The sequence below is a fragment of the Allochromatium humboldtianum genome (assembly GCF_013385175.1).
Lineage (GTDB): Bacteria > Pseudomonadota > Gammaproteobacteria > Chromatiales > Chromatiaceae > Thermochromatium > Thermochromatium humboldtianum.
Genome location: NZ_JABZEO010000014.1, coordinates 17425 through 40710, shown reverse-complemented (window position 1 = coordinate 40710; position 23286 = coordinate 17425). Strand labels below are relative to the sequence as shown.

The following is a 23286-nucleotide window of genomic DNA, read 5'->3' as shown; positions in this document are numbered from 1 at the left end:
CGAAGTCAAACACCCCGAGCACAGACTATGAGCGAACCCCTAGCGCCGGGCTTTCTGGCCGAATGCGAGTGTGAGCAGCTTCATCGTGTGCAGTCTATCCAACCTTGGGGTTGTCTGCTAGGCGGGCGCACGGGCGATCCGTGCGTTCGTTTCACCAGCGCCAACCTGGAGTCATGGACCCACTGGAGCCCCGACTCGATCCTTGGCCGCGCACTGACTGACCTCCTGCCGGACTTTCCGCCAAAAACCGAACTGGCCGATATCGCCGGTGCGCCCGATGCCTGGATGCGGGCCAGCGCCGGCAAGCGTTTCTATCCGGATCTGTTGTCGGGTCCGCAGGGCGTGCTCGATGGTCTGCTCTCTTGCAACGAGCACAACTGGTTGCTGGAGCTGGAAGTGGCCTTGCCCGCCGCTCAGCATGGCGAAGCCTATCGGCCCGTGCCGCATCGGCTCTATCGGATGCCCTATTCCGAGCGCGACTGGGCGAGCCACTGTCAATACCTGGCCGATGAGATGCGCACGGCGACCGGCTTCGAGCGGGTGATGATCTACAGCTTTCGCGACGATGGCTGCGGCGAGGTCATCTCCGAGAGTCTGGAGGAGGGACTTCCGCCCTATCTGGGCCTGCGTTATCCGGCCTCGGACATTCCGCAGATTGCGCGCAACCTGTATCGGCTCAACTCGCATCGCCAAATCCCGGATATCCAGGTCGGCGACGTTCCGATCCTGAGCCTCGAACCCGGCGAGATCGTCGATCTCTCGCTCTCGGATCTGCGCGCGGTCTCGCCCGTGCACCTGGAATATCTCAAGAACATGGGCGTCACGGCCTCGATGTCGTTCTCCATCCTGATTGGCGGGGAGCTCTGGGGGCTGATCGCCTGCCATCATTCCGAGCCGCGTCATCTGCCGCTGCCGGTGCGTCTGCGCTGTGCCGAGATGACCCAGGTGTTCACGCTGGCCATCTCGGGCTATCAGAGCACGCGGCGGCTGATGGATCTCAACGAGAGCGATCAGGAGATCCTGGCCCTGCTCTCGGCGCTGCGGCTCTCGGAGGACGAGCGCGATCTGGTCATGGAACTGAAGGATGGACAGGCCAATCTGGTCGACAAGACGCTCGGCAAGGCGTTGCTGTCGTTGGCCCGCGCCACGGGGGCGGCACTGATCGACGACCACACCATCGTGACCTTCGGCCAGACCCCGGAGGCGTCCGAGATCCGTGCCCTGATCGACTGGCTGCGTGAGACGACACCCGACCCGATCTTCGCCACCGATCGGCTCGCGTCACTCTTCCCGGAAGCGACGCACTATGCCGAGCAGGCGAGCGGCTTGCTGGCGGTGCGTGTCGACGGCTATCGCGAGACCGGCGATCGCTGGTTCCTGTGGTGGCGTCCCGAGCAGCCGCACACCGTCTACTGGGCCGGCGACCCGCGCAAGAGTGCGCTCTTCGACGAGCAGCGTCAGGTGCTCTCGCCGCGTTCGTCTTTCGCGCGCTGGGTGGAGACCACGGCGCGTCAGTCCGAACCCTGGACCGAGGCCGATCGGCTACGCGCCAAGAAGTTCCGCAGTCTGGTGCTGTACGACATCAATGCCCGTATCCTGGGGCGCTAGCGCGCCTGAGCGCGCAGCAGCTTGACCTGGAACAGGGTGTTGCGCTCTTCCTCTTCCAGCGAGGACTGGATGAAGCGGATGGTGCGGTGATAGCGCGGGATGATGTTGTACTTGAGCGCATTGACCCGCTTCTGGGCCTTGCGCTGTTCTTCGAGCAGACGATGGAGCGCGATCTCGACCTCCGAGAGCCGCGCAAGCTGCACGGCGGCCTCGGCCAGATGCTCGCGCGTGGTGTCGAAGCTCACGTCCGTCCCCAGCAGTCCGACCGGCTTGAGCGGCAGACGCTCGCTCGTCACCGCCGGATACTCCACCCCGAGCGCCCGTCGCGGCAGGATGTCGACCTGTAGGGCCGGCTCCACCCCGAGCGAGGCCTGACGGATGGCGCGGCTGCCCATGCGCAGATGGGTGATGGCCAGACACTGGTACGCCTCGGCCAGTGCCCGTTCGGACTCGGCGCGCAGCCGGCGATATTCACCGATGCGTTCATAGACCAGGCGCGTGAGCAGCTCGCGCTTGCGCTCCAGCAGGTCGTGACCGTCCTCCAGGAACCGGACCTGCTTCTTGAGCTTGAGCAGGGTGTTCTTGGTCGGCGGAACCTTGATCAACTGTTGTGCCATGCGGCCTCCCGCTCGGCGAGACAGTCGGGGCCGCCCATCTCGAACTCGCGGCACAGCAGCGGGCGGCGGTCGTAGATGCGGCAGAGCAGGGTGTCGCGGTCGAGCGCCGCGCACCAGCCATCGTCCAGACGGTCCATGGTGATCGCGCCCCAGGCATCGCGCGTGGTGAAGTGGCGCGGCACCCCGGTCTCGGTCAGACACACGACTTCGAGCTTGCAGCAGGCCGCCGCGCAGTCGTCGCAGGTGATCCGGAGTTCGGGGATCGGCGCCGGCGGAGTCTCGACGCTATCGAGCAGGCCAGCCTGGATCGCGAGCGCGGGGGCCGTCGTCTCCGGCAGTGACGTTTCCTGAGCGGGCGTGATCATGCCTCACTCTCCCGGTAGTACTTGGCCAGATCGGTCTCCTTGAGGCGCGTGAGCATGTCGCGCGGGAAGGCGCTCATCAGCTCCCAGGCCAGATTGAGCGTGGCCTCGATCGAGCGGTCCTCGTTCTCGCCTTGGCCGACGAAGCGCTGGTCGAAGGCGTCGGCGAAGGTCAGATAGAGCCGGTCGCGCTCGGAGAGTTCATCGGCACCGATGATCGAGGCCAGGTTGCGCGTCTCTTGGGCGCGCGCATAGAGCGCATAGAGCTGGGCGGCCACACGCGGATGGTCTTCGCGAGTGTCGTCCTTGCCGATGCCGTCCTTCATCAATCGAGACAGACTCGGTGAAATATTCACCGGCGGATAGATGCCCTGGTTGTGCAGCTCGCGCGAGAGCACGATCTGGCCCTCGGTGATATAGCCGGTCAGGTCCGGGATCGGGTGGGTGATGTCGTCCGAAGGCATGGACACCACCGGCATCATGGTGATCGAGCCGTGGCGCTCGTGGATACGTCCGCAGCGCTCGTAGAGTTCGGCCAGATCCGAATAGAGATAGCCCGGATAGCCCTTGCGCGCCGGCACGTCGCCCTTGGCCGTGGCCACCTCGCGCAGGGCCTCGGCATAGTTGGTCATATCGGTGAGCACCACCAGCACATGACGGTCGAGGTCGTAGGCCAGATATTCGGCGGCGGTCAGTGCGGTGCGCGGCAGGGTCAGGCGCTCGACCGGCGGGTCGTCGGCCAGATTGACGAACATCACCACGTTGCGCAGCACGCCCGAGTTGGCGAACTCGTCGCGGAAGAACTTGGCGTCGGCGTAGGAGACGCCCATGGCGGCGAAGACGATCGAGAAGCTGGAAGATTCGTCGACCAGCTTGGCCTGACGCACGATCTGGGCCGCGAGCCGGTTGTGCGGCAGACCCGAGCCGGAGAAGATCGGCAGTTTCTGGCCGCGCACCAGTGAGTTGAGTCCGTCGATGGTGGAGATGCCGGTCTGGATGAACTCGCGCGGATAGGTGCGCGCGGCCGGGTTGATGGCCGAGCCGCCGACCGGGCGGCGGATGGCCGAGAGGATCGGAGGGCGTCCGTCGCGCGGTTCGCCCAGGCCGTTGAGTTCGCGGCCGAGGATCTCGGGCGAGAGGGCGATCTCGATCGGCTCGTCGAGGAAGCGGACCCAGGTGTTCTCCAGGTCCAGATCCTCGGTGCCCTCGAAGACCAGGATCAGCACCTCGTCATCGGCGGCGCGGATGACCTGTCCGTTGCGGACGTGGCCGGCGTGGTCCTCGATGCGGACCCGGTCGCCGAAGGCGACGTTGGGGGTGTGTCTGACCACCAGCAGGCCGCCTCGGGCCTCGACGGCGGTGCGGTATTCCTTGATGCTCATGGGCTTTGGATCTCGACCTCTAGACGCTTGGGCAATTGGCCATGCCGAATGCCGGGTATCGATAAGGCATCGCACGGGATACGGCGGTCATCACCTTTACGAGACCATTTGAAAGACCTACAATCTGGTTTCATTGGCTGTTATCCGGATAAATATCATGACATATCAAGTGCTTACAGAAGTCGCGGCCAGTATATCCGAACTCAAGGCCAATCCAATGAAGGTGGTTTCCAGTGGGCAGGGTATGCCGATCGCCGTCCTGAACCGTAATGAACCCGCTTTTTACTGTGTGCCCGCCGCCGCTTACGAGGCCATGATGGAACTGATAGATGATGTCGAACTGTTGAAAATCGTCAAAGAGCGTCTGGATGAGCCGGCTGTCAAGGTGACACTCGATGACCTATGAACTGGAATTCAAAAAGTCCGCGCTCAAGGAATGGCAAAAGTTAGGCCACACCGTAAAAGAGCAATTCAAGAAAAAACTCAAAGAACGACTTGAAAATCCTCATGTTCCTGCGGCGGCTCTGTCGGGTGCCAAGAACATCTACAAGATCAAACTCCGCCGACTCGGTTATCGGTTGGTTTACTCCGTCGAGGATAAGGTTGTCACTGTGACAGTTGTCGCGGTCGGCAAACGTGACCGCAATGAAATTTACGACATTGCGCTTTCTCGGATGCGAGAACAATCTTGAATCACGCCGCTTGCTCAGTTTATTGCAATTGATTCATGTGATTTCTGTCTGATCAAACGCGAACATGTGTTGGAAATCCAGGGACAAGTCTAGATTCCGCGATTTCGCCTTCATGACAGAAAAACCTCACCAACCCTTCGCTATCGCAAATCCACACTTCCAGAGCGCCCTTGGCAAGATAGAGTTCGATTTTCTCGTTCATCTCTCTGTCGGTGTTGCTGGGGGATCTAACCTCGATGCACAGTTCAGGGGCTTTCGGGTAAGGCGTCTCGAATCCAAATTTTTCGATGAACTGAGATGACGCCCAGCACACGTCCGCTACTTTGACGTTTTTGGATGTCTGGATGCTCGTCTCGACCAGGATGTCGCCGTCGTCGATCTTTTTTGCTAGTTCCATGACGAGTCGCGATTGCAAATAACCATGCAGATTCGACGCCGGACTCATGACGATATGACCGTACTCGTTGAGTTCGATTTTATATGGAAGATTTTTGAGTACAGGGTCTTGCAAAACCTGGCTCCATTCCATGTCATCCTCCTCATGTCATATTTACTAGAATCGTGGGATGCGGCGAGCTTGCAAAGTACATCTTTCGCGATTGATGCGGTTTGTAGAAAATAGAGGTCTTACCCCTGTTTTGTTTCCTTATGCCGCCTCTTTCATTTCGCAAAGCTCATAAAGGCGTGTCGGAGATAGTTCCAATCCATTAGGCCATCCGAGAGCACCCATTTCGATGAAGCAACGTTTGATATAGGTTTCTGATGCGAGCGGTTCGAGCAAGGGGCCGCTCCGACTAGAGCAATAAGACCAGACGTTAAAAACTCCTCTCATGCCATCGGAAAAAATCAATTCCAGGCATCCGTCTCCCAAATAGTTTGCTTCAAGAATTTTAATCACGATCAGCCCCCTGGATACGTTCAAGCGTCTCGAATCGCTGGGCACGATTCCAATTTTCCAGCAGTTCACTTCGATGAGTTTCGCACCATTCGCTGATGATCGATGCAACCTTTTTCGGAAGCTTACCTTTTAGAATCTGGCCTGTATCGATTTGCACTAAAGCCTCGAACCCTTGATACTCAACATGAATGTGTGGCGGCGGATGATCGTCGTGCCACATGCGCACAATAATTCCAAAGAAAACTGACAAAACCGGCATTGATTTGCTCTCGAATTTTCTTCAGCAAGTACCGACGTCGATTTTGTCAGCAAGCGATGCAGGCTCATTGCAGTGTTGAAAAAAACAGGGGTTTGACCCCTATTCCACCAAACATACTTGCTGCCGGCTTTTTTAACTGCTCTCTGAATCACGCTTTTTTCTTACTTCTTCAGCATTTTTTTGCATTTGCTTAAACATGCCTGGTACAACTTCTGTTGCTGCAAATATGCCAACATTGAGAAGCCCTTTGCCAAAGATTTTAGCGCCTGATTTTAGTTTTTCTTTTGCGCCAAAAGCATAGCTAAACTCATCTAGCTCACTGGACATGCTCAGGTATTTTGATTTTTTTTCTTCAGACATTATAGTCTCCTTATGATTTTATCCTGCCCAGGGAAATCTCTGGGCAGGATCTTTAAAACTATGGATTATTTTCTTTCGCAGGCTTTTAAAATAAAATCATAGCCTGGCTTTTCGGACTGCGCTTTGCCCTTGACTATCTCAATTGCTGTGGTGTCACTTTCAGCTTTTACGGTTTTTTCGCCAGAAGCACTTTTGCTGCCTTGCCTCATTTCATATCGAACTCGATATTCTGCCATGTGTTAATCTCCGAATTTTTTAGTCGATTTTTATAGGGGAAATTTGATTTTTAATTTAATTAAGCATATAGATCCTCCATTTTTTAGTTTCTGTATATTTAGTTTAGCGCTCTTTTATGTCTGTAACAAAAACATTGGCATCAGGCCATCTTTGTTGTACTTCGGCTTTAACTTGATTTTCTGCCATCCAAGGGTTGTGTGCTATGACGGTTTTTCCTCCAGTGTGAGAAGATCCATTTGGTTTAATGGCTTTCCAATAAACATTATACACCGGCATCAAACACCTCAAACCATTAATGCTACTGTATTTTTTTAATTTCAGTTCTAAATAACTTAGAACCAAAGCCATATCAAGCAGCATGCCCTAGAGAAGATTGCGGCTCCCCCTGCTTCGCATACTCAATCCGTATCGCCTCCATCGCCTGATCGACCTCCTGTCGAAACGCCTGAATCTGCTCCAATTGCTCACTCGAATACATCGACTTGATCCGGCGCATCTTGGCCAGCAGCGGCAGACGCTGCAATTCAGTCACCGGCACACCCAACTTGACCAACGCCTCCCCCCGCTTATAGATCGTAATCGCCAGATCCAGCAACGCATACTGCTTCGCCGGCGAGCAAAAGGTATCGATCTCATCTAACGCACTCTGCTGCAACACCCCTTCCTTGATCAGCGACGCCCCCTCCAACTCCCACCGCTGCGCATCCGACAACGCCTCAGGCCCCACCAGATTCACGATCCGCGACAACTCCGCATCCCGCGCCAGCAACGCCAACGCCGCCCCGCGCCGCTTCTCCCAATCCGGATCGATCTCGGTGTGCCACCACTCGGCCGCCGTCTTCACATGCCCCGAAAAGCTCGTCACCCAATCGATCGACGGATAATGCCGCGCATCCGCCAACTCCTTCGACAACGCCCAAAACGTCTCGATGATGTCCTTGGTATGACTCGTCACCGGCTCCGAGAAGTCCCCTCCCGGCGGCGACACCGCCCCAATCAAGGTCACAGAACCCGACCCCGCCCCAAAGGTCTCCACCCGTCCCGCACGCTCATAGACCGCCGCCAACCGCGACGCCAGATACGCCGGATAGCCTTCCTCCACCGGCATCTGCCCCAGCCGCCCCGACACTTCACGCAACGCCTCGGCCCAGCGACTGGTCGAATCCGCCAGCATCACCACGTCATAACCCATATCGCGGTAATACTCCGCCATCGTGATCCCGACATAGACCGACGCCTCGCGCGCCACCACCGGCATGTTCGACGTGTTCGCCACCAGCAGCGTCCGCTCCATCAGCTTGCGCCCGGAGTAGGGATCATCCAGCTCCGGGAAGGTCTCCAGCACATCGACCAGCTCATTGCCGCGCTCGCCACAGCCGACATAGATCACGATATCCGCATTCGACCAGCGCGCCACCTGCTGTTGAACCACAGTCTTGCCCGCCCCGAACGGCCCAGGCACCGCACCCTTGCCCCCCTTGAGCTGAGGGAAAAACGTATCGATCACCCGCTGCCCCGTGATCAGCGGCGACACACCATCATCCCGCTTCAGATACGGACGCGGCTTACGCACCGGCCAGCGCTGATAGAGACTGAGCCGATGACTCAGGCCCCGATGATCGCGCACCCGCGCAATGTTCGACTCGATGTCGTACTCACCCGCCGGCGCGATCTCCTCCAGCTCGCCCTCGACGCCGGGCGGCGCCAGAATCCGATGCTCGATGGTCAGCGTCTCCTGCACCCGCCCGAGCACCGTCCCCGGCCCGACCTTGGCCCCAGGCTCCAGCTCCGCATTCGGCTCGAACGCCCAGAGCTTGGTACGGTCGAGCGCCGGCACGCTCAGACCGCGCCGGATGTAGTCGCCCGACTGGAGCGCCAGCTTGGTCAGCGGACGCTGCACGCCGTCGAAGATGCCGCCCATCAACCCCGGCCCCAACTCGACCGACAGCGGCCAACCCAGCCCCACCACCGGCTCCCCAGGCCGCACCCCATCGGTCGACTCATAGGTCTGGACCACCGCCCGTGCGCCGTTGAGCGAGAGAATCTCACCATACAGCCCGAGTTCGCCGATCTTGACCTGCTCGCCACTGCGCGCGCCCGGCAGTTCGATGGTGACGATGGGACCGTTGATGTCGCGGATGACGCCGATCTTGTTGGTTTCGCTCATGGTCGTGATCTTCGCTGTCTCGCTCTGACTCATCCGTTGAAGAGGTTGCCGGTATCGAAGCCGCCGGGCAGCAGACGCTCCAGGATGGTCTGCTGGAGGCGTGGGCGCAGACGTTCGAGCCGGCCCTCGAAGGTGTGGTCGACGCGGATGCGTCCATCGGCGCTCGTCACCAGCACGCCGCCGAGGGTATCGATCGCCTCGGGCGCGGGCGCGAGCGTGGCCGTCTTGTCATGGGGCAGGGCGGCGACGACCGTGTCCCAGTTCATGAACAGCCGACGCTGATCATGGGCATTGGCGGCGACCTGGATCTCGGGCGACTCGATGACACCGGCCGCCTCGACGATCAGACTCAGCAGCCAGGCGTCATAGGCGACCTGATCCTCGATGAAGGCCCGCATCCGCTCGGCCAGCCGCCGCTCGACGCCGAGCACCAGATTCCAGCGCGTGCGGTCGAGATGGGTCTGCATCTTGAGTTCGCTCGCCTGCACCCGCTGGCGGAACGTCCGCTCGGCCAGGGCCTTGGCGATGCCTTCCTCGCGCGCCTCGCGCAGACGCAGACGCTCGGCGGCCTCGCGCAGGATACTGTCGCGGCTGCGCACGGCCCGCTCGCGGTACTCGCCCGCGAGCCGTTCGGCGCGCGCCAGGATGGCACGTTCGAGTTCTTCGACCTGATTCACGATGACTCTCGCTCGCCGCTCGGGGCGGTCTCCAGGGTCGCGGTTCCAAAGAGCGAGGCCAGCCGCTGGGCGACCTCGCTGGTCAGACGGGGTTGCGCGCCGAGCGCGGGGACGGCGATCACCACGATGCGTCCGCCCTCCTGCCGCACCCGATGCAGGTTCGGGATCTGTTGCGCCATGAGCGCGTCGTCGACGATGACCAGGGCCTTGGCCTGATCGCGGCGCAGATCGCGCAGCAGCCGATCGGCCTCCTCCGGGGTCGGATTCGGATAGGTCTCGAAACCGATCAGCCGGAAGCCGTCGGCGAGCGTCTCCTCGCCGAGGAACAGCAGGCGGGTCGGGTGCCCCAGGTCCGGCGCGTGCTCGGTCATGGTCGGCGCCGCTCAGAGCTTGTTGAGCAGCAGGATCGAGATGACCAGACCATAGATGGCGATACCCTCGGCCAGCCCCAGATAGATCAGCGTGCGCCCGAGGTTCTCGGGCTTCTCGGTGATGGCCGCCAGCGAGGCCGCGCCGATCGGACCCACGGCGATGCCGGCGCCGATGGTCGAGAGACCGGTCGGAATGCCGACGCCGATCATGGCCAGACCCATGCCGACCGACATGTCCTTGAGCGCCCCGGCGGCCGCTTCGGTCTCAGGCGCGGCCAGCGCATCGCTGACGCCGAGCGCCAGCAGCGCGATCTGAGCGCCGATGAAGACCGCCAGTTGTGAGCCGAGCAACGGCCGGAACCAGGAGCGAATGGCGCTCACGGCCTGCGGGCGCTGGTCGAGCAGGAACCCGGCGACGATCAGGCCGAGAATGGCGAATGACATGAGTGCGACGAGCCAGAGCATGGACGAATCCCCTAGTGTTTGAAGTCCGGTTTAAGGTGTTCGGTGGGCGGGCGAAGGCCCCGAATCAGGCCGGTCCGCGCCCGAACCGGATCGGCCGGAAGGCATGGCCATCCCCCGAGAAATAGCGTGAAAAGCCCTCGTAATACTGCAAGCGCATCACCTGGATCATGACGATGCCGCCCTCCAGCACCAGCACGAAGACATTGCCCAGGACGACCGTCACCACATGGCCGAAGGCGCCCATCATGTCGGCCAGGGTGAAGACGGCGATCGAGAGCGCGACATGGTTGAGACTGAAGGCCGCCACGCGCAGGAACGACAGGGTGTTGGAGACATAGCCGATCAGGGTCTCCAGGGTCTCGATGACGACCACCAGGATCTTCTCGCCCACGGGCGCCTGCTGATGCAGCCAACTGTGCCAGGCCAGCGCCGCCAGACTCCCCGCCACCAGCAGCGCGGGCACAGTGCCGAAGCCGCCGGAGGTGCCGAAGCCCTCGCCGGTGCCGGCCGACAGCCCGAGTCCGCCCGCGATCAGCGCCAGATAGAACACCAGATTGACCACGCCATGATGTCCGAACAGCGCCTCGCGCCACTGCCCGACCGCCCAGCGGTTGTAGATCGCCAGCAGACAGGCGACGACGATGAAGAACACGCCCCAGATCAGCGCCAGACGCAGCATCAGCAGCGGATCGCTGAGCGGATTCATCCACAGCGCCGGCAGGACGTGCTCATAGCCGAAGAGACTGCCGTAGAGAAAGCCGAACAGGACCGATGACCCGCCGGCCATGAGTCCGAACGGCCAGAAGCGTCCGAGCTTGCCGCGCAGCGTCCAGGCGGCGAGCGCGATCACCGCGCCCTGGCCGACGTCGCCGAACATGCTGCCGAACATCAGCAGGAAGGTCAGGGCGAACAGCGGCGTCGGGTCGACCTCGCCATAGGACGGAATGCCGTATTGATTGACCAGCAGGGCGAAGGGCGCGAGCAGCCGGCTCTTGACCGGCACCGTGGGCACCAGCGGGCGTTCTTCGGGCAAGGGGTCGCGCACGCTCAGGTCATAGGTTCCGGCCAGGGCGGCATCGAGACGCTCCCGTAAGGCCGCGACGGTGTGCGCCGGCACCCAGCCGGCCAGATGGGTCAGATACCCGCGACTGCGCAGCGACTCGTCCAGACTGACCAGCGGATCGGCCAGACGCAGGGTGCGCTGGGCCTCGCGCAAGGGCTCGTGGTAGCACTCCGACCAGCGTTGCAGGGTCTCGGTGAGCTGAGCGCGCTCCTCGGCGATCGCCGCCAGTCGCATCTCGAAGTCGCGTTGCAGTTCGGTCGGCTCGCGGTCGAGCCCCTCCGGGATCGGGATGGCCTGGAACCCGGCGGCGGCGAGCACCGAAGCGAGACCGGCGTCCTTGGCGTCGGCCGGACCGACGATGACCACATGGGTATTGTCGCCGCGCTCCAGATAGACGTGCAGGATGTATCCGGCCAGCGCCACCGCGCCTTCGAGTTGGCGCAGGTTCTCGCGCGGCACCAGACCGACATGGATGTTCAGGAAGCGCGTCTTGGCGCGCAGCATCCCCAGATCGATGTCGAGATGACTGAAGTTCTCCAGCGCCGCCTGCTGCTCGTGAATCAGATGCTCCTGGTCGTCGAGCTGCCGGAAGTCTTCTTCATAGCTGGAGGTTTCGTCCCACAGCCGCCCGAGCCAGTCGTTGAGCCGTGCCAGTTCGGCCTGATCGATCACGCGCGCCGGTTCGAGGTTCGTCACCGGCTCGAAGGGGATGAGACGCGCGATCTTGTCGAGCCGCGCCTGGGCCTGGGTGTGGATCTCGTGGAAGGGACGGCCGGGCAGGGTGGCGAAACGCTCGCTCTCGGGTTCGCGCCGGTCGGGATGGAAGCACTGGGTCTCGGCGAGCGCCAGCGAGGCGCGCGGCAGGTCGTCGGTCAGGACCAGCAGACGCACGTGCTTCATCGGCGTGGGTTTGAGCGTCGACACCCACGGATGAAGATGATGATGCATCGGCTTGGACCGCAACAGCGCCAGCCATGCAAGGGCGCGCGGCTTCAACGGTTCAGGCTTCAACAGCGCCGTCCAGGAGCGGAAACGCTGCCTCACCGATTCGGGCCTCAACAGCGCCAACCACGAACGGATGCGCGTCATCGGCAGATGTTTCGACAGCCGCATAAGGTCAGCTCCCCGGCACGCCCGGCTCGATCTGGGCGAGCGCGTGTTGGATGATCCGGTCGTCGAAGCCTAGCAGACGTCCCTGGATCACGGCGAACAGACGGAAGAGATCGGCCTCGCGCAGCATCAGATAGGCCAGCGCGCGCGCCACCGCCGATGGACTGCGCGCCAGGACCAGACGGATCTCGTCGAGGCTGTGACGCGCCAGCCGCGGCTGGATCTCGGCGATCGAGCGGCAATCGGCGCAGCGCGTGCGCAGCGGCTCGGGCAATGCCTCCAGCACCTGCTCGAAGCCGTCCAGACCAACCAGATGCAGCAGACGCTCGCGCGTGAGCAACCGCATCGAGGGCACCAGCCAGTAATAGGTCTCGGACGGCGATAGCCCGTAGGTGAAGCGGAAACGCAGCAGCCAGAGCAGTCCGATGCGGTCGAGTTCGGCCGAGATCAGCCGTCGCAGCCACTGGCGATGCGGTTCGTCGAAGACCTGGACGCGCCGCACCAGACCGACGAAATAGCGCTGATCGATCGTTGCCTCCAGGGCGAAGGGTTCGCGCTGCTGTTCGTAGACCTCGCGCGCCTGACGGGCGATCTGACGTTGCGGCCCGGCTTCGAGTCGGCGCAGCAGTTCGAGCACGTTCTCGGCGCCGAAGAGTTCCTTGTCGGGCAGCCGGATATGGGCCGGCAGCTCGAAGAGGTTGTCGTTGATCTCGCTGCGGTCGAGTTCGTGGAGCTTGCCCCGGATCAGGGTCTTGAGGTTGTAGAGGGCGTATTTGCGGCCCCAGTCGAGCACCAGCGCGCGTTCGCCGGCGTTCATGGCATGGGTGAGCACCAGCAGTTCCGAGAGCAGGAGCTGGAACAGGCTCTGTTCGACCGCGCGGCGACGCGCCGCCGGTGCGGCCTGATCGTCGAGCAGGGCGGCGAGACCGAACTCGTCGGCCAGCGCCGACAGCGGCAGATGGGCCAGACGCTCGATCAGGCCCGGCGCGAAGAGCCGGGCGGCCATCACCGAGACGCGGGTGTTGAGATAGGCTTGATCGGCGACCTGGCTCATGGCAGGGACTCCGCGCTGTCCGGGTCGGGTTCTAGTGTTCCAGACCGATCAGGATCTGGAAGGCCGCTTCCAGGGCCTCGTGCTCGCGCTGCTCGGCCTGATCGCGCAACTGGACGTGACGCTCGTCGTAGCGGCGGCGCAGTTCGGCGATGTTCTGCTCGGCGCGTTCCTCGGCCTTGGCGACGAAGGTGTGTTGCAGCTCCGGGATGCGCACGCCGAAGCGCTCGTTCTCGGCCTTGGCGTCGGCCATGGCCTGCTGGATGAGACTGTCCTGCTCGGCCTCGGCCTGTTGGGCGAGCCGTTCGGCACGCATCTCGGCGTCGAGCAAGCGTTTGAGTGTGTCGTCCATCGCCGTCACCCCAGGGTGTTTCGAGCGTCTCGGATCGTCCGCAGCCAAGCGGTCCCGAACCGGCCAATGGGGTCAAGCTTAAACCCTTCGGGTCTTGGCCGCTAGCGGCATCCGCCCCATCGATCCAGGCTCAGATCGGATTGGCCGGACGCTTCCAGGTATAGACGGCGGTGACGGCATAGTTCCACACCGCTCCGACCAGGATGCCGGCCAGTGCCGACACCACCCAGCCCGAGTGTCCGGCCTGGAACAGATAGTCGGCGATGCCGACGTTGGCCAGCGCGCCCAGGCTACAGGCCAGCACGAAACTGAACCAGCCCCAGAGCAATTGGCGGCCGCGCAGACGCATGTCGCGATAGGTCAGGACGTTGTTGAGGAAGAAGTTGCTGGTCATGGCGACCAGGGTCGCTGTGGCCTGTCCGGTCAGGAAGGCGCTCTCGCCGAAGACGTGCAGGATCGGCCAGAGCACGCTCATGTGCACCAGCACGCCGAAGGCGCCGATCAGCGAGAAGGCGATGAAGCGTAGCGGGATCAGGGGGCCGATCAGTTTCTGGGTCAGCATCAGCAGGTATTCCCACAGCACGGCGTTGTCGAGCTTGCTGTGTCCGGCCTGACGCTGCCGGAAGCTGAAGGGCAGTTCGCGAAAGCGCAGCGGCGTCTCGGCGGCCGAGAAGATGTCGAGCAGGATCTTGAAGCCGACGCCGGTCAGACGCCGCACGCAGCCGTGGACGACGTGCTCGCGCACCATGAAGAAACCGCTCATGGGGTCGCTGAGTTCGGCGCGGATCAGGATCTGTCCGAGTCGGGTCGCCAGACGGCTCATGCCCTGGCGCCGGGCGCTCCAGTCGCCGACGTCGCCGCCCTCGACATAGCGGCTGCCGACGACGATGTCCAGATCCTCGTCGCGCAGGGTCTGGAGCATCCGGGGGAGCAGGGTCTCGTCGTGCTGGAGGTCGCCGTCCATCACGGCCAGACAGGGGGCCGTGGTCGAGAGCATCCCTTCGATGCAGGCCGAGGAGAGTCCGCGCCGGCCGATGCGCTGGATCACCCGGATACGCGGATCCTGGCGTGCCAGTTCGCGGGCGCGCTCGGCAGTACCGTCGGGCGAGTCGTCGTCGACGAAGATCAGTTCCCAGTCGATCCCGTCGAGTACGGCCGCCACCCGGCGTGCGACCTCGGCGACCGAGTCGACCTCCTTGTAGGTCGGCACGATCACGGCCAGTTCGGGCGGGCGGTGGTCGGTGGGCGGATTGGGGCGATCGGACATCGGGTGCAACCTTGGGCGGGTCTGGTGGACAATGGGCGCTAACAGGTGGCGCGCTGGACGCGCCATTCTATAACCGACGATGCTTGCACTCGATGTCCGAGTTTTTGCGGGGGCGATTCAGTGGACGCTCGTCGTCGTTTGTACTAACGTTGCGCCTACTGTCTGCCAGTCTGCCACAGGAGCCTTGACCATGCCTGCCAATTTGGCTACTCGAACCTCTCGGCTGGGTCTGCGAGCAACACCGGAACAGGAAGTCGTGTTACGCCGTGCCGCCGAAGCCGCTCATAAGTCGCTTACGGATTTCATCCTCGATGCCGCTTGCCAGGCGGCCGAGCAGACCCTGCTCGACCAGCGCCTGTTCATGGTGTCCGGCAGTCAGTACCAGGCGATCCTGGACATGCTGGATCGGCCCGAGACCGACAACCCGGGGTTGGCCGACTTGTTTTCGCGGCGCCCGGTTTGGTCTGAAAAATGAGCCTGTCGGCGCCACAGCCACTCGCTCCGCAACATCGGCTCGACGATTTCGACTGCGGCAAACTGACGCTCTCGGACTGGTTGAAGCGCCATGCGCGTCAGGCGCAAGGCAGCGGTTCAGCGAAAACCTTCGTTGTGTGCGATGCCGATCGTATCGCCGGATACTTCAGCCTGACCGTTGGTCAGATCGACACACTGGAGGCGCCGGAGCGCGTGCGTCGCGGAATGGGGCAGTACCCGATTCCATTGGTCATTTTGACCAGACTGGCCGTCGATCTGGACTACCAAGGGCGAGGTCTGGGTTTCAGCTTGCTTCAGGACGCCATCCGAAGAACCCTCGCCATGGCTGAACACGCGGGTATTCGGGCGCTGCTGACCCATCCGCTCGACGCGAACGCCGAGACGTTCTACCGTCGGTTTGGCTTCGAACCCACACCTGGGAACGCACGACAGTTGATTCTTCTGCTCAAGGACGCCCGTCGTGTCGCCGGCCATTGAGCGTTCGGTCATCCTGCTCCTGGTGCTCGGCGGCCTAGCCCTCTGGCGTCTGGCCATCGCCGCCCTGATGCCCGTGACCCAGGACGAGGCCTATTACTTCGATTGGGCGCGTCATCTGGCCTGGGGCTATTTCGACCATCCGCCGGGTGTGGCCTTGCTGGGACTGGGTGTGCGGCTGGAACCCGGCTCGGTGTTCATGGCGCGGCTCGGCGGTCTGCTGGCGGGGCTGGCGACCCTGGTCCTGCTCGACCGTCTCTATCGCCGCTGCGGCCTGACGGATGTCCGCGATCGGGCGCTGGCGCTGCTGCTGGCCGGCGCCACCCTGGCCGGGGTGGCCAGCGGCGTCATCACCACGCCCGACAGCGTGCTGGCGCTCACTTGGGCGCTGGCCCTGCACGAGGCCGAGCGGGCGTTCGCCGTCGATCCGCGCCGCTGGATCACGGCTGGGATCGCCATCGGGCTGGGACTGCTGGGCAAGTACACCATGTTCCTGATCGGCCCGGTGCTGCTGCTGGCCATCCTGGGCGTGAACCGGCGGCAGTTGCTGACGCGCTGGCCCTATCTGGGAGCCGGGGTGGCGCTACTGGTCTTTGCGCCGAATCTGATCTGGAACGCACACAACGACTGGCTGACGCTGGGCTTTCAGTTCGGTCATGGATTCGCGACCGAGGTCGGCGGGGCGGTTGCGCCCGAGGCCGGGGACATCGTGCATTCCGGCCCCGAGACGCCTGGGGAGCGTGCTGCGAGTCTGCTGGGCTATCTGGGTGTCCAGCTCGCCCTGTGGGGATTGATCGCTTTGCCGATCCTGCTCGCGCCCTGGTTCGGTCGCCGTGAAGCGAAACATTGCCCCACCAGTGCAGAGTCGATGTCTGACTCGCGGCTGACGACACCTGGACGGACGTTGCTGCTCGCGGCGAGCCTCTTTCCCCTGAGTTTCTTCGCCCTGGTCGCCCTGATCAGCGACGTCGAGGCCAACTGGCCCGCCATGTATCTGCTCGGCGCCGCGCCGCTGGCGGCACTCTGGCTGCGTCGGGCGCGTCGCTGGGCCTGGATGGCGGCCCTGGCCAATCTGGCGCTGGTCACGCTCTACGCGATCCATGCCGCGACCGCCGCGCTACCGCTGCCGGACAGTCAGAACCGCATCCTGCGCGAGACGCACGGCTTCGCGGAGTTGGCCGAGATCGCCGCCGGACTCGATGCGCCTGTTCATGCCGACCGCTATCAACTCACGGCCATGTTGCGCTTCCATCGGTCCGATCTGACCGCCACCAGCCAGTGGCCGGGACTCACTCGACCCTCGGAGTATCTGCGCGGCCGGATCGCGCCCAGGATCGATCCGCCGACGGTCACGGTCCCTTTTTGGCTGCTGACCCGTGCTGGCGCGCCTCCCGAAATCCAGGGTTTCCACGTCACAGCCGAGCGGCATCTGTTCGACTGTCCCGGCCGGCCGCTGAGCGAGGGAACCGAGCCACCCTGTCGCCGTCCGCTGCATCGCTGGTCGTTCTATCGCTACGAACCGTGAGACGGCACGATTCCGGTCATCGCTTGGGATCGTCCTCGATATAGCGGGTCTCGATGCGCGGATTGGCATCGAGCGTGCGATGCACCGGACAGCGCTCGGCGACCTCCAGCAGGCGCTCACGCTCCAGGGCGCTGAGATGACCGTGGATGTCGATGCGCTGGACGATGCGGTCGAGCTTCACCGGCCGCTCGGCGCTGACCGCGCAATCCTCGGCATGGTCGCGCGTGTGGCTCAGGCTCACTTCGATGTCGTCGACAGTCAGGCCGTGGCGCTTGGCGTACTGGCGCAGGGTCATCGAGGTGCAAGCGCCGAGCGCCATCAGCAGCAGCTCATAGGGCGTCGGTCCCAGATCCGAGCCGCCGGCTGGTTTGGGTTCGTCGGCCTGCCACTGATGACGCTGGGTATAGAGACCGCGCAGGAACGGGCTATCGGCCTCGATCTCGGTGACGACGACCTCGCCGGGTGCGACCTTGGGCGCGGTGCCTGTGCTCGTTTCGAAGCCGTGCCGCTTGATCCCGAGATAGCGGCTGGCCCAGGCGACCAGGGTCTCGGCGACGTACTCGGCGTCCTCGCGGTTGGTGAGCATGTGGTCGGCCTTGTCGAGCGAGATGAAGCTCTTGGGATGCAGCGCCGACTGGTAGATTTTGGCCGCCTCGCTGATGTCGACGATGGTGTCGAGCGGCGAGTGGAAGACCAGGAGCGGCCGCCCGAGCTGGCGGATGTGATCGGGCGCGGCATAGCGATCGAGATCGTCGAGCAGTTGCTGACGGATCTTGAAGCGCCGGTAGCCGATCTGGACCTCGGCCTCACCGCGCTCGGCGAGCTGATCGCGCGCGCCGGTCAGCAGGTGCTTCACATGCGCCGCCGTGGCCGGCGCGGCGATGGTCGCCACCGCCTGCACCGATGGCAGTTGCGGCGCCGCTGCGAGCACGGCCGCACCGCCCAGGCTGTGGCCGACGAGCAGGGCCGGAGCCTCGAAGTCCTGCTCCAGCTTGCGTGCCGCCGCCAGCAGATCCTGGACGTTGGACGAGAAGTTGGTGTTGGCGAAGTCGCCGTCGCTGTTGCCCAGTCCCGTGAAGTCGAAGCGCAGCACCGCGATGCCGCGCTCGGCGAGCGCCCGGCTGATGCGGCTGGTTGCGGCCACGTCCTTGCTACAGGTGAAACAGTGAGCGAAGAGGGCGTAACGGACCACCGGCACCCGCTCGGGCGGGGTCTCCAGGAGACCGACCAAGGTTTGTCCATTCGCGTTGGGAAATTCGAGCTTGATGCGAGCCATGCGAGCCACCCTGTTGTATGTTGCGCTGCAATATACCCAAGCCGGGTGCATCGGCACAACAGACCGGCTCTAAAATGCCAATATAATCATATAATTGAATTCGTTGTGAGCGTGCGCCGCGCACGCGCGCCCGGCTTGTGCGACACTGAGCGGCCTCGTTTCCATCTCTCAAGACCGCACCCATGACCCGCTCCGCCCGTCCATTGCGCGCCCGTATCCATCTGGACGCGATTCGTCACAATTATCGTCGCGCCAAGTCGCTGGCGCCGCGTTCACGCGCACTCGCCGTGGTCAAGGCCAATGCCTATGGGCATGGGGCGATCGCCGTGGCGCGCGCGCTGGCTGATGAGGCCGACGGGTTCGCGCTGGCCTGTGTCGAGGAGGCGCTGGAGCTGCGCGAATCCGGTATCCAGGGGCCGATGCTGCTGCTGGAGGGGGTTTTCAGCCCCGATGAGATCGCGCTCGTCGAGCGTGCCGGACTGGCGATGGTGGTGCACTGTCGCGAGCAGCTGGATTGGGTGCTGAACGCGCATCCCAGCCGGCGGCTCGATTGCTGGATCAAGCTCGACACCGGGATGCACCGGGTCGGCTTCAGCCCGTCGGAGTTCGCTGAAGTCAACGCACGGCTGGCCGCCTGTCCGCATGTCGGCGAGCGTGTGGCCATGACCCATTTCGCCCGCGCCGACGAGCTGGATCATCCCTATACCTCGGCTCAGATCGAAGCCTTCGAGCAGGCGCTGAACGGTGCGCGGATCGGGCGCAGTCTCGCCAACTCGGCCGCTGTGTTCGCGTGGCCCCAGGCCCACGGAGACTGGACGCGGCCGGGGATCATGCTCTATGGCGTCTCGCCCTTCGCCGGCGCCGGGTCGAACGCGAGCATGGATGCGGGCGATCTGCGCCCGGCGATGACGCTCGAATCGGCCCTGATCGCCGTCCGCGATCTGGACGCGGGCGAGTCGGTCGGCTATGGCGGGCGCTTCGTCTGTGAGCGCCCGACCCGGGTCGGCGTGGCGGCCATCGGCTATGCCGACGGTTATCCGCGTCATGCATGCGACGGGACGCCGATCGCTGTCGGCGGACGACTCACGCGACTCATCGGGCGCGTCTCGATGGACATGATCACGCTCGATCTCACCGGGTTCGACGAGGCCCGACCCGGCGATCCGGTCGAGCTGTGGGGCCGGACCGTTCCGGCCGGCGCGGTCGCCGAGGCGAGCGATACCATCGCCTATCAGCTCTTCACCGGGATCGGTCGGCGCGTGCCGCTGCTGCACGAGGACGCCTGACGCACAATGATTGGCGAAAACGAAAGGGGCACCATCCTGGTCACTGGACCGGCGCGCAGCGGCAAGAGCGAATGGGCCGAGCGGCTGGCGCACGCGTCGGGACGGCCGGTGATCTATGTCGCCACCGCGCGCGAGGATCCCGAGGACGCCGACTGGACGGCACGCATCGCCGCACACCGACAGCGCCGACCAGCGCGCTGGTCGACCCTGTGCGCACCGACCGAGCTGGAGTCGGCCATTGCAACGGCGGGCGCGGGCGACGTCTGTTTGCTGATCGACTCGCTCGGAACCTGGGTGGCGAACCTGATCGAGCTGGACGAGGCGACTTGGCGCGCCCGCTGTGAGCGTCTGCTCAATGTGCTCGAACAGCGCCCGGCCGCGCCGGTCATCCTGGTCGCCGAGGAGACCGGCTGGGGCGTGATTCCGGCCTATCCGATCGGGCGACTGTTCCGCGACCGGCTCGGTGGCTTGGTGCGCCGGCTCGGGCCGCGTTGTTCATCGACCTATCTGGTGGCGGGTGGGCACGCGCTCGATCTGCGCCGGCTTGGCGTTCCCATCGATCGCTGAGCGGTGTCCGGCATCATGGGACGCGTTCCGTTCGTTCGTCATGCCTGCTGGCTGTGGATCTGCCTCGCGCTCTGCGTCTCTCCGGCGCTGGCGCTGGACGATGTAGCGCGTCCGAGCGTCATGAGCACCAACCTCTGCGCCGATCTGCTGCTGTTGCGGATCGCCGATCCAGCGCAGATTCGCTCGGTCTCGCGCCAGAGTCAGGATTCGCGTCTGTCGTCCATCGCCGACCGGGCGCGCGCCTATCCGGCCAACCGGGGCGGGGTGGAGGATCTGCTGTACTTCAAGCCGGACATCGCGCTCGTCTATCAGGGCTGGATGGGGCGGCGTCACGCCGAACGGCTGGCCGGGCAGGGGATCGAAGTTGTCGCCTTGCCCTATCCCAAGGGCTGGGACGATGCGCTCCAGACCGCGCGCACCATCGCTGCGCGCATCGGGCGTGCCGAGACCGGCGCGGCGCTGGCCGATGCGTTCGAACGCCGAATGCAGGCGCTGGCCCGGTCCGGGCACGAACAGGCGCCACGCCTACTCTATCTGCGCCCGAGCGGCGGCACGGCGGGGCCGGGCACCTATGTCGATGATCTGATCACGCGGCTCGGTCTGCGCAATCTGGCCGCCGAACAGGGCATCAAAGGCTGGGGCCGCTTTCCGCTCGAACGCTTGGCGAGCACCCCGCCCGATGTCTTCCTGCTCGGCTATTTCGATCAGGCCCAGTCGCCGGCACGCTCGGCCTATGGGCGTCATCCGCTGCTCCATTCGCTCCTGGAGCGTACCCCAGTGATCGGACTTCCTGGCCATGCCTGGGGTTGCGGCGGACTGGAACTGCTCGACGTCGCCGAGCGCCTCAGTGAACAACTCGCCGACATCGAACAGACCCGATCCCGGACATCATCACCCTGACATGCTCAACCTTTTCCTGTTACTCACGCTTTCGCTGCTCAGTCTGCTCTCGCTCGGATTCGGCGAGGCGCCGCTCAGTGCCGGCGAGGTGATCGCCGGCCTGCTCGGCACCGGACCCGAGACCCATCAGGTGATCGTGTATGAGATCCGGTTGCCGCGCGTGGCGCTGGCCTGGCTGGTCGGCCTCTCGCTCGGCGCCTCGGGCGCGGCGCTCCAGGGGCTGCTGCGCAATCCGCTCGCCGAGCCGGGGCTGCTCGGGATCTCGGCGAGCGCCAGCCTGGGGGCGGTGCTGACGCTCTATTTCGGGCTGGCGCTGGTCAGTCCCTGGGTGCTGCCGGCGGCGGCTATGTTCTTTGCCCTGCTGGCGACCCTGGTGCTCCAGGCGATGACGCGCGCCGGCTCGAACAACCTGACCCTGATCCTGGCCGGGGTGGCGCTGTCCTCGCTGGCCGGCGCCCTGACTTCACTGGCGCTCAATCTCGCGCCCAATCCGAGCGACGCGCAGGACATCGTGCTCTGGCTGCTCGGCTCGATCAGCGACCGCAGTTTCGACGATGTCCGGCTCTGTCTGCCCTTCGTGCTGCTGGGGCTGGCCCTGCTGCTGTGGTGCGCGCCCTCGCTCGACGCGCTGGCGCTCGGCGAGGCCGAAGCCAGCAGTCTGGGAGTCGATCTGGGGCGTCTGCGCACGCTCGTCATCCTGGGGTCGGCGCTGAGTGTCGGCGCGACCGTGGCGATCACGGGCGCCATCGGTTTCGTCGGGCTTGTGGTGCCGCATCTGCTGCGCCGGTTCGTCGGCTTCCGGCCGGGGTCGCTGTTGCCGGCAAGCGCGCTGGGCGGGGCAGTGCTGGTGCTCGCGGCCGATATCGCACTGCGTCTGCCCGAGACCGGGCGCGAGCCGATGCTCGGCGTGGTGACGGCGCTGATCGGCGCGCCCTTCTTCCTGGCGCTGGTGCTGCGCTCGCGGAGGGATCTGCTGTGAGCCGGCTCGCACTCGTCGATGTCGCCGTGCAGCAGGGCGGGCGGGCGCTGGTGCATGAACTCTCGTTCCAGGTCGGAGCGGGCGAGCTGATCGGACTCATCGGTCCCAATGGGGCTGGCAAGAGCACGCTGATCAAGGCGATCGCGCAACTGCTGCCCTACCGGGGGGCGATCCGGTTGCACGGTGAGTCGCTGGACCGAATCCCGGCACGCGAGCGGGCACGACGGCTGGCCTATCTGAGCCAGGACGACCGCGTCCAGTGGCCGATCTCGGTCGCCGATCTGGTCGCGCTCGGGCGACATCCCTATCGCGGCGGCTGGTGGCGCGGAGCCGGGCGGCCGAGTGACGCCGACCGGCAGGCCATCGAGTCGGCGATGCGCGCAACCGATGTCTGGTCACTGCGCGCGCGCGCGTCCGATACGCTCTCCGGTGGTGAACGGGCACGCGTGCGGCTGGCACGGGCGCTGGCGGTCGAGGCGCCGCTGCTGCTCGCCGACGAGCCGGTCGCCGCGCTCGATCCGCGCCATCAGCTCGAAGTCATGGAGCTGCTGCGCGCCCAGGCGCATCAGGGTGCGAGCGTCATCGTGGTGCTGCACGATCTGACGCTGGCGAGCCGCTTCTGTGATCGCTTGCTGTTGCTGCACCAAGGGCGCGCGGTCGCTTCGGGCGCGGTGGAGGCGGTCTTGAGCGCGGAGCATCTGCGGCTGGCGTATGGCATCGGCGTGGTGATGGGTCGACATCAGGGACAGAATTATATCGTCCCCTGGTCATGCGCAAGGGAATGACGCAGCCGTCATGCTTGGCTCTGACAAGCGCCTGTCCTTCGCGGTAACATTGTCCGGTTCA

General features: G+C 63.9%; 29 protein-coding genes. 11 read left to right on the top strand and 18 right to left on the bottom strand.

Going from position 1 to position 23286, the window contains the following annotated elements; translation table 11 throughout:
- Positions 1-27 precede the first annotated feature (27 nt).
- Entirely contained in the window at positions 28-1608 is a 1581-nt protein-coding gene (locus HW932_RS17150; protein WP_176977709.1) for a GAF domain-containing protein, read from the top strand.
- Here HW932_RS17150 and HW932_RS17145 read toward each other — a convergent pair.
- From HW932_RS17145 to HW932_RS17135, 3 genes are read right to left on the bottom strand one after another with little or no spacing between them, the layout of a single operon-like run.
- Entirely contained in the window at positions 1605-2225 is a 621-nt protein-coding gene (locus HW932_RS17145; protein ID WP_176977708.1) for a V-type ATP synthase subunit D, read from the bottom strand. The genes HW932_RS17150 and HW932_RS17145 overlap by 4 nt on opposite strands.
- Complete coding sequence (locus tag HW932_RS17140; RefSeq protein ID WP_176977707.1) at positions 2210-2590, bottom strand: YkgJ family cysteine cluster protein; 381 nt, start codon at positions 2588-2590, stop codon at positions 2210-2212. Before HW932_RS17140 ends, HW932_RS17145 begins: the two co-directional genes overlap by 16 nt.
- Positions 2587-3969 carry a V-type ATP synthase subunit B gene (locus tag HW932_RS17135; protein ID WP_176977706.1) on the bottom strand — a complete coding sequence of 461 codons (1383 nt, stop codon included), beginning with the start codon at positions 3967-3969 and terminating at the stop codon, positions 2587-2589. The genes HW932_RS17140 and HW932_RS17135 overlap by 4 nt, the downstream gene beginning before the upstream one ends.
- A gap of 157 nt (positions 3970-4126) precedes the next feature.
- Between HW932_RS17135 and HW932_RS17130 the strand changes: the two genes are divergently transcribed.
- Together HW932_RS17130 and HW932_RS17125 are read left to right on the top strand one after the other, a co-directional pair.
- The gene (locus tag HW932_RS17130; protein ID WP_176977705.1) at positions 4127-4375 is read left to right on the top strand and encodes a type II toxin-antitoxin system Phd/YefM family antitoxin; all 249 of its coding nucleotides are present in this window, start codon (positions 4127-4129) and stop codon (positions 4373-4375) included.
- Positions 4365-4661: a type II toxin-antitoxin system RelE family toxin gene (locus HW932_RS17125; protein ID WP_176977704.1), complete on the top strand. Its 297-nt coding sequence runs from the start codon at positions 4365-4367 to the stop codon at positions 4659-4661. Before HW932_RS17130 ends, HW932_RS17125 begins: the two co-directional genes overlap by 11 nt.
- A gap of 52 nt (positions 4662-4713) precedes the next feature.
- Here the strand turns inward: HW932_RS17125 and HW932_RS17120 are convergent, their stop codons facing one another.
- The 14 genes from HW932_RS17120 to HW932_RS17055 form a co-directional block, all read right to left on the bottom strand.
- Entirely contained in the window at positions 4714-5190 is a 477-nt protein-coding gene (locus HW932_RS17120) for a Uma2 family endonuclease (RefSeq protein ID WP_176977703.1), read from the bottom strand.
- Between the two features lie 117 nt (positions 5191-5307).
- A complete protein-coding gene (locus tag HW932_RS22250) occupies positions 5308-5559 on the bottom strand; it encodes a DUF2442 domain-containing protein (RefSeq protein WP_176977702.1) in 252 nt (83 codons plus the stop codon).
- Positions 5552-5818, bottom strand: coding sequence for a DUF4160 domain-containing protein (locus HW932_RS17110; protein ID WP_176977701.1), 267 nt, complete (start codon positions 5816-5818; stop codon positions 5552-5554). The genes HW932_RS22250 and HW932_RS17110 overlap by 8 nt, the downstream gene beginning before the upstream one ends.
- A gap of 132 nt (positions 5819-5950) precedes the next feature.
- Positions 5951-6178 carry a hypothetical protein gene (locus HW932_RS17105; protein WP_176977700.1) on the bottom strand — a complete coding sequence of 76 codons (228 nt, stop codon included), beginning with the start codon at positions 6176-6178 and terminating at the stop codon, positions 5951-5953.
- 65 nt (positions 6179-6243) lie between these two features.
- Positions 6244-6414, bottom strand: a complete 171-nt coding sequence (locus HW932_RS17100; RefSeq protein ID WP_176977699.1) for a hypothetical protein — start codon at positions 6412-6414, stop codon at positions 6244-6246.
- Positions 6415-6517: 103 nt separating this feature from the next.
- Positions 6518-6775 carry a hypothetical protein gene (locus HW932_RS17095; protein ID WP_222932425.1) on the bottom strand — a complete coding sequence of 86 codons (258 nt, stop codon included), beginning with the start codon at positions 6773-6775 and terminating at the stop codon, positions 6518-6520.
- The gene (locus HW932_RS17090) at positions 6765-8582 is read right to left on the bottom strand and encodes a V-type ATP synthase subunit A (protein WP_176977697.1); all 1818 of its coding nucleotides are present in this window, start codon (positions 8580-8582) and stop codon (positions 6765-6767) included. Before HW932_RS17090 ends, HW932_RS17095 begins: the two co-directional genes overlap by 11 nt.
- Positions 8583-8611: 29 nt before the next feature.
- Positions 8612-9259, bottom strand: a complete 648-nt coding sequence (locus HW932_RS17085) for a V-type ATP synthase subunit E family protein (protein WP_176977696.1) — start codon at positions 9257-9259, stop codon at positions 8612-8614.
- Positions 9256-9630, bottom strand: a complete 375-nt coding sequence (locus HW932_RS17080) for a V-type ATP synthase subunit F (protein WP_176977695.1) — start codon at positions 9628-9630, stop codon at positions 9256-9258. Before HW932_RS17080 ends, HW932_RS17085 begins: the two co-directional genes overlap by 4 nt.
- A gap of 12 nt (positions 9631-9642) precedes the next feature.
- Positions 9643-10095, bottom strand: a complete 453-nt coding sequence (locus tag HW932_RS17075; RefSeq protein ID WP_176977694.1) for an ATP synthase subunit C — start codon at positions 10093-10095, stop codon at positions 9643-9645.
- Positions 10096-10159: 64 nt separating this feature from the next.
- Positions 10160-12058, bottom strand: a complete 1899-nt coding sequence (locus HW932_RS17070; RefSeq protein WP_176977752.1) for a V-type ATP synthase subunit I — start codon at positions 12056-12058, stop codon at positions 10160-10162.
- 217 nt (positions 12059-12275) lie between these two features.
- A complete protein-coding gene (locus HW932_RS17065) occupies positions 12276-13322 on the bottom strand; it encodes a V0D/AC39 family V-type ATPase subunit (protein ID WP_176977693.1) in 1047 nt (348 codons plus the stop codon).
- Positions 13323-13353: 31 nt separating this feature from the next.
- A complete protein-coding gene (locus tag HW932_RS17060) occupies positions 13354-13671 on the bottom strand; it encodes an ATPase (protein ID WP_176977692.1) in 318 nt (105 codons plus the stop codon).
- Between the two features lie 130 nt (positions 13672-13801).
- A complete protein-coding gene (locus HW932_RS17055) occupies positions 13802-14938 on the bottom strand; it encodes a glycosyltransferase family 2 protein (protein WP_176977691.1) in 1137 nt (378 codons plus the stop codon).
- A 190-nt stretch (positions 14939-15128) separates the two neighbouring features.
- Here HW932_RS17055 and HW932_RS17050 point away from each other — a divergent pair, with 190 nt between their 5' ends.
- The 3 genes from HW932_RS17050 to HW932_RS17040 all read left to right on the top strand — a co-directional run bounded on the left by HW932_RS17050 (position 15129) and on the right by HW932_RS17040 (position 17432).
- Complete coding sequence (locus HW932_RS17050) at positions 15129-15413, top strand: type II toxin-antitoxin system TacA family antitoxin (protein ID WP_176977690.1); 285 nt, start codon at positions 15129-15131, stop codon at positions 15411-15413.
- Positions 15410-15910 (top strand): GNAT family N-acetyltransferase, encoded by a 501-nt coding sequence (locus tag HW932_RS17045; protein WP_176977689.1) that lies wholly within the window; start codon positions 15410-15412, stop codon positions 15908-15910. The genes HW932_RS17050 and HW932_RS17045 overlap by 4 nt, the downstream gene beginning before the upstream one ends.
- Positions 15911-15977: 67 nt before the next feature.
- Positions 15978-17432 carry a glycosyltransferase family 39 protein gene (locus HW932_RS17040; RefSeq protein WP_246296899.1) on the top strand — a complete coding sequence of 485 codons (1455 nt, stop codon included), beginning with the start codon at positions 15978-15980 and terminating at the stop codon, positions 17430-17432.
- Between the two features lie 16 nt (positions 17433-17448).
- On the opposite strand, the gene HW932_RS17035 is transcribed toward HW932_RS17040, so the two are convergent.
- On the bottom strand, positions 17449-18708 hold the full coding sequence (locus HW932_RS17035) for a bifunctional alpha/beta hydrolase/OsmC family protein (protein ID WP_176977687.1): 1260 nt from the start codon (positions 18706-18708) through the stop codon (positions 17449-17451).
- Between the two features lie 182 nt (positions 18709-18890).
- Here HW932_RS17035 and alr point away from each other — a divergent pair, with 182 nt between their 5' ends.
- The 5 genes from alr to HW932_RS17010 are packed head-to-tail and all read left to right on the top strand — an operon-like array spanning position 18891 to position 23225.
- The gene (gene alr / locus HW932_RS17030) at positions 18891-19994 is read left to right on the top strand and encodes an alanine racemase (protein WP_176977686.1); all 1104 of its coding nucleotides are present in this window, start codon (positions 18891-18893) and stop codon (positions 19992-19994) included.
- 6 nt (positions 19995-20000) lie between these two features.
- Positions 20001-20561 (top strand): bifunctional adenosylcobinamide kinase/adenosylcobinamide-phosphate guanylyltransferase, encoded by a 561-nt coding sequence (cobU, locus tag HW932_RS17025; protein WP_176977685.1) that lies wholly within the window; start codon positions 20001-20003, stop codon positions 20559-20561.
- Between the two features lie 15 nt (positions 20562-20576).
- A complete protein-coding gene (locus HW932_RS17020) occupies positions 20577-21461 on the top strand; it encodes an ABC transporter substrate-binding protein (protein WP_176977684.1) in 885 nt (294 codons plus the stop codon).
- A 1-nt stretch (position 21462) separates the two neighbouring features.
- A complete protein-coding gene (locus HW932_RS17015) occupies positions 21463-22440 on the top strand; it encodes a FecCD family ABC transporter permease (protein WP_176977683.1) in 978 nt (325 codons plus the stop codon).
- Complete coding sequence (locus tag HW932_RS17010) at positions 22437-23225, top strand: ATP-binding cassette domain-containing protein (protein ID WP_176977682.1); 789 nt, start codon at positions 22437-22439, stop codon at positions 23223-23225. Before HW932_RS17015 ends, HW932_RS17010 begins: the two co-directional genes overlap by 4 nt.
- Positions 23226-23286: the final 61 nt, after the last annotated feature.